A 12,237-nucleotide genomic window follows, 5' to 3' on the forward strand; every position below is an offset into this window, starting at 1 on the left:
CGGTGCTCCACCGGGTGCACAATCGTGTGCCATGACCACCTCCATCGCCGATCTGCGCAAGAGCTACGAGCGCGCCGAACTCAACGAAGACGCCTCGCATGCTGCACCCCTGCAGCAGTTTGATCAATGGCTCAAGGAAGCCATTTCCGCCCAGGTACCCGAGCCCAATGCCATGACCCTGGCCACCGTGGGCGGCGACCTCAGGCCCAGCACGCGCATCGTGCTCATCAAGGGATTCGACGAGCGCGGCATCGTCTGGTTCACCAACTACGACAGCCGCAAGGGCCGCCAGATCGCGGGCAACCCGTTTGCGGCGCTGCAGTTTCACTGGGTAGAGCTCGAGCGCGTGGTGCGCATCGAGGGCGTGGTGGAAAAGGTCAGCGACGAGGAAAGCGACGCCTACTTTGCCAGCCGCCCGCTCGACTCGCGAATCGGTGCCTGGGCCAGCCCGCAAAGCCAGGTGATCCCGGGCCGCAGCGTGCTGGTGGCCAACGCCGCCAAGTATGGGGCGCAGTTCATGCTCAAGCCCCCGCGCCCGCCGCACTGGGGCGGCTACCGCCTCAAGCCCGAGCAATGGGAGTTCTGGCAGGGCCGCAAGAGCCGCCTGCACGACCGGCTGCGCTACCGGCTTGACGGTGCCGACTGGGTGCGGGAGCGGCTGGCGCCCTAAACCAGAAAACGGGTCACCAAAATGATCACCACCGGCATGGTGATCAGCGCCAATGCGGTCGACACGGCCACGCTGGCCGTCACCTCGTCCTGCGCCACCTCGTAGCGCTGCGAGAACAGGAACACGTTGGCCCCCACGGGCAGCGATGCGGCCACGATCATCACGGCCAGCGGCATGCCTTGAAGGCCCACGGCCCAGCCCACCGCCGCCATGGCCACCGGGTGCACCAGGCACTTGACCAGGGCGATGCGCATGGCCGCGCGGAAATGCGTGCCCACCTTGGTGAAAGCCAGCGTCACGCCCACCAGCAGCAGCGCCAGCGGCCCCAGCGCCTGGCCCAGCAGCTCCAGCGGTTTGTCGATCACCAGCGGGATCGGCAGACCCGTCTGTGCATACAGCAGGCCCGCGATGATGGGCATGGGGATGGGGTGGATGATGCCGTTGCGCACCGCCATCAGCACCGTGCGCAGCATGGAGCGGCCTTCATGCCCGGGGGTGCCGGCACGCTCGCGCGCCGCCGCCAGCTCGAACACCACGGTGGCGGCCGTGAGCAAAATCAGCGCGTGCAGCGAGATCAGGGTGAACAGTGTGACCAGGCCCGCCTCGCCGAACACCAGGCCCACCAGCGGCACGCCGATCATCACCGTGTTGCTGAACATGTTGGCCAGCGCCCGGGCCGCTGCCAGGCTGGTGAAGCCCAGCAGCGCCATGGTGCCGCCGAACACCAGGCCCGCCGCCGCGAAGTAGGCAGCGATGGGCGCAAAGTCCACATCGCCCAGGTGCACCGAACTCATGGTTCTGAATAGCAGCGCTGGGGTGAGCACCATGAACACCAGGTTAGAGAGGTCCTTGACCGACCCCGCCCTTATCCAGCCCTGCTGGCCCGACAGGAAACCGATGGCGATGAACAGGACGACGGGGATCAGGGAGGCGAAGACGGGGGAATTCACGAGAAAGCAGTTCGCGAGGGGAAGGCATCGAGTGTAGTCTTGCCAAGGGTTTTCCCTGAATCAGTCCAAGCCATCGAACACAGCGTCGTCCGGCCCCACGTGCGAGGGCGAGCGCCAGCCGGCATCGCGCATGGAGCGCGCCACCTGGTTCTCCACCCCCATCAGCACCGCGAACAAGGCCATGCGGATGGGGATGCCGTTGTCCGTCTGGCGGAAGATGGCCAGGCGCGGGTCGTGGTTGAGGTCGGTGGAGAGGTCGTTGGCCCCAGGGCGGCCGTCGCGCGGCAGCGGGTGCATGAGGATGGTGTCGGGCTTGCACAGCGCGTCCACCAACGCCTTGCGCACCTGGAATTCGGGCGTGTAGCCCTCGATGGCTTCGCCCACGAAGCGCTCCTTCTGGATGCGCGTGGCATAGACCACGTCGGCACCGCGCAGCCCCTCCTCCAGCGAGGCCGTCTGCTCGATCACATGGCCGTTGCGCGCCACCAGCTCCAGCAGGTAGGCCGGCATCTCCAGCGAGGGCGGAGCCACCAGGCTGAACTTGAGCCCCTTGTACAGCGCCAGCAGGCGGATCAGCGAGTGCACCGTGCGGCCGTACTTGAGGTCGCCGACCAGGGCCACATGCGTGCCGTCGACCAGCTTGCCCAGGCGCGAGAACTCGCGCTGGATGGTGTACAGGTCCAGGATGGCCTGGCTCGGGTGCTCGCCCGGGCCGTCTCCCGCGTTGATCACCGGGATGTTGGTGGCGCGCGCGAACTCGGCCACCGCCCCCTGCTCGGGGTGGCGCACCACCAGCGCATCCACATAGCCGGCCATCACCCGGCTGGTGTCGTAGATCGACTCGCCCTTGGCCATGGACGAGAAGGTGAATCCCGTCGTGTCGCACACCGTGCCGCCCAGACGGCAGAACGCCGCGCCAAAGCTCACCCGGGTGCGCGTGCTGGCCTCGAAGAACAGGCTGCCCAGCACCGCCCCTTCGAGCACCCGTGAGACCTTCTGGCGCCGGGCGATGGGCTGCATCAGGTCGGCGACCTGGAACAGTTCTTCCAGGCTGCCGCGGTCGAACTGGGCCACCGAGAGCAGGTGCGGCCGGCCTTCGGCCGCGATGCGCTGGGCCAGCGGCTTGGCTGCGGGCGCCCTGCCCGGCCCGGCCCCGGTGTCTCGCGCCTCGTGCGTGAGGATTTCGGAGACGAACTTTTCCACCATCTCCGGCATGCTGCGCGCCTCGCCCGAGTCGGCCGGCAGCAGCCAAGTGTCGAGCGCCCGGCGGCGCACGCCCAGCCGGTCGGAAAACGCGTCGCGCGTCAGGTTGAGGCGGCGCATGGCGTCGCGCAGGAAGTCTTGTTGGCTGTTCATGGCCATGAATTATACGCAATGAGTTTCCAAACAAACGCATTGCGTATATTTTCATTGAAAGAGTTTACGGATCCGGTGATCTTGAACTAAGGTAAACACGGGCCTCAACGAGCACCAGAGGAGTAGCATGCAAGCAGTTGTTACCGCCATCTGAAGAGCTTGGTGGCAGTTGCACGACATGCCACTCGATAGGGATGCCATGACCAACACAGCCCCCCACGCAGGAAGCAGCCGCCTTGCCCTCGGGATCTGCATGGCCGCTTGCCTGGTGCCCAGGGCCCACGCCCAGGCCGATGTCGCCCAGTTGCCGCTGGAGCAATTGATGCAGATGGAGGTACGCACCGCGAGCCGCTACCTGCAGAGCGCGCTGGAGGCCCCCGCCGCGGTCAGCGTGGTGACGGCCGAGGACATTCGCACCTTCGGGTACCGCAACCTGGCCGAGATTTTGGCCAGCATGCGCGGGCTGTATGTGTCCTACGACCGGTCTTACCACTACCTGGGCATGCGCGGCTTTTCCACGCCCGGGGACTACAACACCCGGGTGCTGCTGCTGGTCGACGGGGTCCGGTTCAATGACAACCTGTACGACCAGGCGCCGGTGGGCACGGATTTCCCCATCGACGTCGACCTGATCGAACGCGTCGAGTTCGTGCCCGGCCCCAGTGCGGCCGTGTATGGCGCGAATGCCTTTTTCGGCGTGCTCAACATCATCACGCGCGAGGGCCGGCAGTTCAAGGGCGCGCAGGTCAGCACCGAGCTGGGCAGCCACGGCCACGCCAAGCTGCGCTGGACGCTGGGCACGGTGGACGAACACGGTGGCGACTGGCTGCTGTCCGCATCGCGCTCCACCACCCGGGGCGATGACCTCTACTACCCCACCTACGATACGCCCCAGCAGAACCACGGGATCGCGCAAGGGCTGGACTACGACCGCAGCACCACCTTGTTTGCCAAGGTGCGGCGCGGGGGCGTGACACTCTCACTGTCGCATGGCGAACGCGTGAAGGGCCTGCCCACGGCCGCCTTCTCGCAGGTATTCAATGACCCGCGATCGCGCGTGGCCGACTCCAGCACGCGCGTCTCTGCGGAGTACGCAGGCCTGTGGAGCCCGGCCCTGCATTTCACGGCGCGCATCCATGGCGGCCAGTACCGGTATGTGGGCGACTATGTCTACGACTACCCGCCCGTCACCGCCAACCGGGACCTTGGCCGTGGCCGGTGGGTGGGCTCGGAACTGCAATGGGTCAGCACGGCGCTGCAGCGGCACAAGATCTCCTGGGGCGTGGACTACCGGCGCGACCTGGACATCACCCAGCGCAACATGGACCTGGCGCCCGCAGCGCAGTACCTGGACAAGAGCAGCAGCGGCGATGTCATGGGCATCTACCTGCAGGACGAATTCGCGCTGCGCCCCGACCTGGTGCTGCACGCCGGGCTGCGCTGGGGCAAGCACTCGGACAGCAAGGGCAGCCTGCACCCGCGCCTGGGCCTGGTGTACCTGGTGGGGCCCGCCACGGCCCTCAAACTGCTGTATGGCACGGCCTACCGGCCCCCCAATGCCTATGAGCGCGACTACCGCGTGGAAACCCCTGGCGGGGTGGTGGGCACGGCCAGCCTGCGCTCGGAGCGCGTGCGCACCACGGAGCTGGTGCTGGAGCACGCCCCCTCGGGTGCCACGCGGGCACTGGTCACGGTGTTCAAGTCGCGCGTGTCGCACCTGCTGGCCATCGGCGATGCGCTGCAGGCCGACCGGCTCATGTTCAGCGACGCCCACAGTGCCGGCGTGTACGGGATGGAGGCAGAAATCGAGAGGCGCCTGGGGCCCGATGCCCGGTTTCGCGTGGCCTACAGCTGGCAGCGGGCGCGCGATGCCGTCACCCGCGAAACACTGGCCAATTCGCCCCGGCACCTGCTGAAGGCGCACTGGTCCAGCGCCATCGGCGGCGCCGACGCTGCCCCCTGGGCCCGAGGGCGCTACGGGGTGGAGGCCATCGCCATCGGCGCGCGCAGCACGCTGGCATCGCGCCTGCCCGCCCACGCGGTGGCCAACCTGACCTACACCACGCGGCTGGCGGGCACCGACGTCGCCCTCGGGGTGTACAACCTGTTCGACAAGCGGTTTGCCGACCCGGCGTCCTTCGAGATCCGCGGGGACTCGATGGCGCAGGACGGCAGAACCTGGCGCCTCAAGCTCACCTACGCGTTCTAGGCCATGCTGCACGTGTACCGCCTGCACAAAGCCCTTTTGGCGGGCCTGTGCGTGCTTGCGTGCTGCCCCTGGGGCCGTGCACAGGAGAAGGTCGGCGAAAACGAGATGAAGGCGGCCTATGTCTTCAACTTCATCCAGTTCATCGAATGGCCCCAGGGGGACGGCCGCGCGGGCAGCGACTGGACCATCTGCGTGTCCCCCTTCAGCCCCCTGAAGCGCACCCTGCTGGCGCTGGAGGGGCGGCCCGCGCGCAAGGACAACCCCATCCGCATCCGGCTGTGGGAGGCCAACGAGCTCGACGACTGCCGCGTGCTGGTCCTGCATGGCGCGGACACGGACCGCGCCCTGCGTGCCTTGCGCGCCATGCCCGGCAAGACGGCGGTGCTGACCATTGCCGACGACCCGGCCACCGCCCCGGCGGAGATCATGATTACCCTGCACCGGGAGGGCGACCGCATCGTTTTCGACATCAATGCCGAGGCGATCGGCAAGGCGGGCCTGTCGGTCAGCTCACGCCTGCTGCGCCTGTCCAGGGGGGCCCGATGAATTTCGACAGCCCGGCCAGCGCCGACTCAGCGCAGCTGTCATCGCGCGTGGTGGCAACCGGGCTGCTCGCCACCGGGCTGGCCCTCTTGACCATGGTCCTGGCCCTCACGGCCTTCGACTACTGGAGCAGCCGCAAGGCCATGCTCGCAGACAGCCGGGTGGAAGCGGCCATCGTGGCCGACAACGTCTCCACGGCCGTGATGTTCCGCGATGCACACACCACCGAAGAGATGCTGGGCGCACTCAGGGCCTCGCCCATGGTGCTGATGGCCGGCATCTACGATGCGCAGGGCGTCCTCCTCGCCTCGTACCAGCGCGATGGCGACCAGGTGGCGCCCGGCACGCTGCCGGGTGGCGGCAACGGGGACTTCGAGTACCAGAGCCTGTACCTGCTGGAGATGGCCAAACCGGTGAAGTTCAGGGGCAAAAGCTCGGGCAGCATCTACCTGCGCAAGTCGATGGCCGAGGTCTACACCCACCTGGTCATCCGCTTCGGCGGCGCACTGCTGATCGCCGGGGGCACCATGGCGCTGGCCACCGCGCTGGTACTGCGCAGCCGCGCGGCGGTCGGCGAGGCGGAAAACCGCCTGCAGGTGCTGGCCCACCAGGATGCGGTCACGGGGGTCGGCAACCGGCACTTCTTCAACGAACGGCTGGCGCATGAAATCGCCCGGGCGTCGACCCTGGGGAGCAAGCTGGCGCTGGTCTACATCGACCTGGACAATTTCAAGGCCTTGAACGACACCTTCGGCCATGCCGCCGGAGATGGCCTGCTGCGCCAGGTGGCGCAGCGCCTGCAGTCGGTGGTGCGGGCGGGGGATGACATCTGCCGCATGGGGGGCGACGAATTCTCGGTCATCCTGCGGCTGGACATGGACGAGGCAGCCCTTGGCAGCTACGCGGGCAGGATCGTCGCCGTGTTCGAGAAAGGCTTTGTCGAGTCGGACCAGGAGGTGATGGTGACCTGCAGCGCAGGCATCGCCACCTACCCGGGAGACGCGCCGGACCGGGACAGCCTCATCAGCAGCGCCGATACGGCAATGTACCGCGCCAAGGACCTCGGCAAGAACCGCTGCGAGCGCTTCGACGCGTCCATGAACCTCGCTGCCGTGCGCCGGCATGCCATCGAGAAAGCGCTGCGCCAGGTGCTGGAGGACGGGCAAGGCCTGGCCCTGCACTACCAGCCGGTGTTTTCGGCCGGGGACCAGAAGATGATCGGTGCCGAGGCGCTCTTGCGCTGGTCGCATGACAAGCTGGGAAATATCCCGCCGCTGGAGGCGGTGATGGTCGCGGAGGAATGTGGCCTGATCGTGCGCCTGGGCTACTGGGTGGTGCGCACGGCATGCCGGGACGCTGCGCGATGGCAGGCACGGAGCCAGGACCCCTTGCGCGTGGCGGTCAACGTCTCGGCGCGGCAGCTTAACGACCCGCAGTTCCTGGAGCGCGTGATGGACATCCTGCGCGAGGAAGGCCTGCCGGCCCACCTGCTGGAGATCGAGCTGACCGAGACCGTGCTCATGGAGAACATGGACGCCTGCGCCAGCACGCTGCACCGCCTGAGCCAGCTGGGCGTGCACCTGGCCATCGACGATTTCGGCACCGGCTACTCTTCGCTCGCCTACCTGCGGCGCCTGCCGATGAAGCGGCTCAAGATCGACCGCAGCTTCATCCGCGACCTGCCCGAGCAGGAGCACAGCCGGATGATCGTCAAGGCCATCATCGCCCTCTCGCACGGCCTGGGCCTGGCCGTCACAGCCGAAGGCGTGGAGACCCAGGCGCAGATCGACTACCTGGTGGGCGCCGGGTGCGATGTGCTGCAGGGGTTTGCGTTTGCGCGGCCCATGCCGGTGGAGCAGTTCGAGGCGATGCAGGCGGCGCGTTAGGGGCCCGACCGATGGCCTCGCCCGCCACCGCCTCAGGGGCGCTGGCTCAGGCAATCGCCGGATAGCTCCCCGTGCCCTCGGGCCAGGCCGTCAGCACCTCGAAACCATCGGCCGTCACGGCCACCATGTGCTCCCACTGGGCCGAGAGGGAATGATCGCGTGTGACCACGGTCCAGCCGTCGGGCAGCTCGCGGGTTTCGCGCTTGCCGACGTTGATCATGGGCTCGATGGTGAAGACCATGCCCTCTTCCAGCGTGATGCCCTGGCCGCGCGTGCCGTAGTGCAGCACCTGCAGGTCCTCATGGTAGATCTGCCCGATGCCATGGCCGCAGTAGTCGCGCACCACGCTGAAGCGTTCGCGCTCGGCCACGCTCTGGATCGCATGGCCCACGTCGCCCAACGTTGCGCCAGGGCGTACCTGGCGGATGCCGGCGCACATGGCTTCGTAGGTGGTCTCCACCAGGCGCCGCGCCAGGCGGTTGGGCTCACCCACGTAGTACATGCGGCTGGTGTCGCCGAACCAGCCGTCCTTGATGACGGCGACATCGATGTTGATGATGTCGCCCTTCTTGAGCACCTTGTCGGCCGCTGGCACGCCATGGCAGACGACGTGGTTGACGGAGGTGCACACCGTCTTGGTGAAGCCGTGGTAGCCGATGTTGGCCGGTATGGCCTGCAACTCGTGCACGATGAATTCGCGGCAGCGGTCGTCCAGCGCTTCGGTGGAGACACCGGGCTGCACGTACGGGCCTATCATCTGCAGCACCTGGGCCGCCAACTGGGCGGCAATGCGCGACTGGGCAATCTCGGCGGGCGTCTTGATGATCACCTGGGGGGGCCTGGCTCCCATCACTGCACCCGCCTTACCTGAACGCTGGGCTTGCTGCCACCATCGGCAGACGGCAAGGCCTGGGCCAGCACGGCCAGATCGAACCCGCCGGACTGTTCGGCGCGGATCAGCATCTGGCAGATCTGGCTGTGGCTGAGCTCGGGGTGCAGCTCGGCGAGCATGCCCACGCGCATCCAGTGCTCGGCCTGTGAATTGATGGAACGAGACAGCGCATTGCTGGCAATGCGCAGGTTCTCATGCATTTGGTCGGAAATTTTAACGATACCCATGGGCTGAATTATACGAAACATATACGTTTCGTGTAAACACTGGGCGTTGGGCCGGCCCTGCGGCCGGCCCAGACATTAGAACGCGACCTTGACCCCCAGCGTCAGGTTGCGGCCCATCAGCGGTGCCGCGTTCTTGATGAACGAGGTGTGGGCATAGGCCAGGCGGTCCGTCAGGTTGTTGGCCTTGAGGTAGACCTGCCAGGGCGTCTCGCCGTTGTACTTGCCGCTGTAGCTCACGCCCAGGTTGAGCATGCCGTAGCCGGGCGTGGCCGACTCGAACTCGGCCACGCGGTTCTGGCGCGCCACCTGCACCCATTCGACCTGGCCGTCCCAGGCGTTCCAGTTCGCATCAAGCCGCACACCGGCACGGGTGGCAGGAATGCGCGGCAGCAAGCCGCCACCGGCCAGGCGGGCACGCACCGTGTCGCCGAACAGCGTCACGCCCAGGTTGCGCGTGAGGCGCTGGCGCACCTGGCCTTCGATGCCGGTGAAGGTGGCGTCGGCCTGGGCGTACTGCAGCAGCTGCAGGCCATCCACCTCGTCGAGCGTGCGGCCGTAGATGTAGTTGCTGATGCGGTTGCGGAACACGCTCACGCCGAAGGTGGTGTCGCCACTGGTCTTGCGCAGGCTCAGGTCGATGTTCTGCGAGGTTTCGGAGCGCAGGTCGGCATTGCCACGCTCGTAGGTGCTGGTGGCCATGTGCAGGCCGTTGGCGTACAGCTCTTCGGCCGACGGTGCGCGGCTGGCGCGGGTGAGCGATGTGCCCAGCGAATAGCCGGGCGTGAACTGCCACACGGCGCCCAGCGATGCCGAGGTGCCGTTGTGGCTGCGCTCTATGCCCGAGGTCTGTGCCTCGGCCGTCTGGCGGTCATGGCGCAGCGCGCCTTCGAAGCGCCAGTCGCCCAGGCGGTATTCCTCCAGCACGAACAGGCCGGTCTTGCGCGTGGTGGTGGGCTGCACATAGGCTTCCTCGCCCTCGGCGCTGAACTTGCGCTGCGACGTCTGCAGGCCGAACACGCCCTTGAAGCCGGCAATCGGCTCGTGCTGCAGCTCAAGGCGGGTGTCGTAAGCCTTGTTTTTGAAGGTGGTGCTGATGGCGCCGTCCTCCACCTCGTCGTGCACGTAGTCGGTCACGCCCGCACGCAGGCGCAGGGCCGAGAAGCCGGCAAACGGGTTGCGCAACTCGCCGCGCACATCGAAGCGCTCGCTGCGCAGGTCCACCATCGGCACGTCGCCGGTCTCGGCGCCGTGGTCATGGCCGTCCTCTTCGCCACCGTGCTCGCCGCAGTGCAGGCTGTTGCCATGGGTGTGGCAGCCCTCGAAGCTGTGGTTGTGGCCGGGCAGGCCGTAGCGTGCCGTCTGGCGCGTGTAGGCGGCGCCCAGGTAACCCCGGTCACCCACCCACGACAGGCCCACGCTGCCGGTGTCGGTGCGGTTGAAGCTGCCCAGCACCTTGCGCGCGGGCTCGCCATTGGGCGCCCAGCCCTTGCCCACGCGGTAGTCGCCGGCGTCGCGCGAAACGCCTTCAGCGTGCACGGCCAGGTTGCCGGCGCCGCCGGTCAGCGAAAAGGCCCCTGCCCCCTCGCGCGCACCGGTGTTGGCACGCAGCTCGGCGCTGCCTTCATAGCCCTTTTGCGGAATGGCGGTGGGGATCTTGCCATCGAGCACGTTGACCACGCCGCCCACGGCGCCATTGCCATACACCAGGGCCGAAGGGCCGCGCAGCACTTCGATCTGCGTGGCCAGCAGAGGCTCGGACACCACAGCGTGGTCGGGGCTGATGGTGGAGGCGTCGTGCAGCTCGGCACCGTCGGACAGCACCTTGACGCGCGGGCCGTCCATGCCGCGGATGATGGGGCGGCTGGCGCCCGCGCCGAAGTGGCTGCTGGTGATGCCCGGCTCGCTGTTGAGGGTTTCGCCCAGCGTGGCCTCGCGGCGGCGCACGAGTTCGTCGCCTTCGAGCACGCTCACCGGCGTGGTCATTTCGCCGGCGCCCAGTTGCAGGCCGCTGGCAGACACCGTGACGGAAGGCAGGGTGGATGCGTTGGTTGCGGCGCCGGGCGCTGCGGGGGGAGCCGTCTGGGCGAAGCTGCCGCCCGACGAGATCGCCAGCATGGCGGCCAGGGCCACGGGATGCAAGGTGGGATGCAGGGCAGTACGGCGAGGGGTGGAGTGGCGTTGTGGTGTCGTCATGGTGTTCGTAGGCAAAGGCCAGGCGCAGGTGCGCGCATTCATGCTGCTAGGCAGGCATGGAGAAAAAAGGGGACGCACGGCTGAGCCGCCTGGATTCAAGGCAGCTGCCGCTAGGGGATCAGGGGGATCAAGGGGAAGGGGGCCGGATGCACCCGCCAGCCCCTGCGCAGTGCGGCAGGGATGGCAAAGGCAGAGTCTTCAGCCCCGCAAGGCGGGCGGCCCGCGCGCCTGGAACAGCGCGACATGGCGCGCCAGCACGCGCTCGGCGTGCGTGGCCACCGGCGCCAGGGCCGGCAAGCTGGGCAGCAGCGCCGGTGCGGCGCTGTGCAAGGTATCACCCAGCGCGAGCTGGTCGAGCAAGAGGCAGTCCACCAGGCTGTGGCTGGACAGGAAGCCGCCGAGCATGCCCGGTGCATGGACGGACGCATGCTCCACCACGGCCAGCGCGCCATGGCCGGCATGGATCTGCGCCAGTGGCTGGGCATGGGCGATCTGGTGCAGGCGACCGATGGTGGGCACCCAGGCCAGCGCCAGCACCAGCCATACCAGCGCCGCATGGGCCGCCCACGCGCGCCCACCCTGCCGCTGACCGGGACGGGTGGCAGCGGCCGCAAGGGCAGTCGGCTGGATGCGCGGGTGGGTCACGACAAGGATGGTCTGCTTACTTCACCGGCACGGCTTCGACCACGCGGTAGTACAGGCCGTAAGGATCGTTCTGCAGCACCGTGAACCGGCCCTCGACCACCACGGGTTCGAGCGAGTAGCGCACGGGCGTCTTGGCCTTCACTTCGACCATGCTCTCGGGCCCGCCCGGAATGCAGAACGAGCATGTCAGCGGCACGGAGGTGAGCAGGAAGTGCGTCTGCGTGGCCTTGGCATCCAGCGGCATCATGAAGCCCTGGATGCGCTGCACCGTCTTGTCCATGCCCTGCTGCTGGGCGTTGAACACGGGCAGGATGCCGTCCTTGGTGGTCTTCTTGGTCAGGTCACTGAGCAACGACCATGGCACCACGTCGGTGCGCTGGGGCAGTGGCGCAATCGGGCTGTTGGGGCTGTGGTAGCCCGCGCCGGAGCCCGTGGGCGCCGTGCCCGGCATGGGCGAACTGAGCACAGGCGTGTTGTAGGGCGCGCCGGCCGTCGCCGCAGGCTTGCTTTCGGCATGGGCGCTGCCCACCCCCGCCAGGGCGCAGGCCAGCACCAGTGCGGCAGACTGGGCTGGCAAGGAACGGGACGAGAGAGGGTGGCGGTGCATGGAAAGTCCTTGGTGGCAGGGCTGGCGTATTTTCTTACAGATGCGCGGGCGTGGCGTGC

General features: G+C 67.6%; 11 protein-coding genes. 4 read left to right on the top strand and 7 right to left on the bottom strand.

The features are described 5' to 3' along the window. Nucleotides 1-31: 31 nt before the first annotated feature. Nucleotides 32-670: a pyridoxamine 5'-phosphate oxidase gene (gene pdxH, locus ASE31_RS16960; RefSeq protein WP_057203003.1), complete on the top strand. Its 639-nt coding sequence runs from the start codon at nucleotides 32-34 to the stop codon at nucleotides 668-670. On the opposite strand, the gene ASE31_RS16965 is transcribed toward pdxH, so the two are convergent. Both ASE31_RS16965 and ASE31_RS16970 read right to left on the bottom strand, forming a co-directional pair. Then, a complete protein-coding gene (locus tag ASE31_RS16965) occupies nucleotides 667-1,620 on the bottom strand; it encodes an AEC family transporter (RefSeq protein ID WP_057203004.1) in 954 nt (317 codons plus the stop codon). The two genes, pdxH and ASE31_RS16965, sit on opposite strands and share 4 nt — an antisense overlap. 60 nt (nucleotides 1,621-1,680) lie before the next feature. Beyond that, entirely contained in the window at nucleotides 1,681-2,976 is a 1,296-nt protein-coding gene (locus tag ASE31_RS16970; protein WP_057203252.1) for an aspartate carbamoyltransferase, read from the bottom strand. A 253-nt stretch (nucleotides 2,977-3,229) separates the two neighbouring features. Between ASE31_RS16970 and ASE31_RS16975 the strand changes: the two genes are divergently transcribed. From ASE31_RS16975 to ASE31_RS16985, 3 genes are read left to right on the top strand one after another with little or no spacing between them, the layout of a single operon-like run. Further along, on the top strand, nucleotides 3,230-5,185 hold the full coding sequence (locus ASE31_RS16975; RefSeq protein WP_057203005.1) for a TonB-dependent siderophore receptor: 1,956 nt from the start codon (nucleotides 3,230-3,232) through the stop codon (nucleotides 5,183-5,185). Nucleotides 5,186-5,188: 3 nt separating this feature from the next. After that, nucleotides 5,189-5,731 (top strand): YfiR family protein, encoded by a 543-nt coding sequence (locus tag ASE31_RS16980; RefSeq protein ID WP_057203006.1) that lies wholly within the window; start codon nucleotides 5,189-5,191, stop codon nucleotides 5,729-5,731. Next, a complete protein-coding gene (locus tag ASE31_RS16985; RefSeq protein WP_057203007.1) occupies nucleotides 5,728-7,614 on the top strand; it encodes a bifunctional diguanylate cyclase/phosphodiesterase in 1,887 nt (628 codons plus the stop codon). Before ASE31_RS16980 ends, ASE31_RS16985 begins: the two co-directional genes overlap by 4 nt. A gap of 46 nt (nucleotides 7,615-7,660) precedes the next feature. Here the strand turns inward: ASE31_RS16985 and map are convergent, their stop codons facing one another. The 5 genes from map to ASE31_RS17010 form a co-directional block, all read right to left on the bottom strand. Next, a complete protein-coding gene (gene map / locus ASE31_RS16990; protein ID WP_057203008.1) occupies nucleotides 7,661-8,464 on the bottom strand; it encodes a type I methionyl aminopeptidase in 804 nt (267 codons plus the stop codon). Beyond that, complete coding sequence (locus ASE31_RS16995) at nucleotides 8,464-8,733, bottom strand: ParD-like family protein (RefSeq protein WP_057203009.1); 270 nt, start codon at nucleotides 8,731-8,733, stop codon at nucleotides 8,464-8,466. Before ASE31_RS16995 ends, map begins: the two co-directional genes overlap by 1 nt. Nucleotides 8,734-8,808: 75 nt before the next feature. Continuing rightward, on the bottom strand, nucleotides 8,809-10,926 hold the full coding sequence (locus ASE31_RS17000) for a TonB-dependent receptor domain-containing protein (protein ID WP_057203253.1): 2,118 nt from the start codon (nucleotides 10,924-10,926) through the stop codon (nucleotides 8,809-8,811). A 198-nt stretch (nucleotides 10,927-11,124) separates the two neighbouring features. Then, nucleotides 11,125-11,571 (bottom strand): hypothetical protein, encoded by a 447-nt coding sequence (locus ASE31_RS17005; RefSeq protein ID WP_200961123.1) that lies wholly within the window; start codon nucleotides 11,569-11,571, stop codon nucleotides 11,125-11,127. A 16-nt stretch (nucleotides 11,572-11,587) separates the two neighbouring features. Further along, on the bottom strand, nucleotides 11,588-12,178 hold the full coding sequence (locus ASE31_RS17010; protein WP_057203010.1) for a DUF3299 domain-containing protein: 591 nt from the start codon (nucleotides 12,176-12,178) through the stop codon (nucleotides 11,588-11,590). Nucleotides 12,179-12,237: the final 59 nt, after the last annotated feature.

Origin of the sequence: Acidovorax sp. Root217 (assembly GCF_001428645.1) — a bacterium.
Lineage (GTDB): Bacteria > Pseudomonadota > Gammaproteobacteria > Burkholderiales > Burkholderiaceae_C > Acidovorax.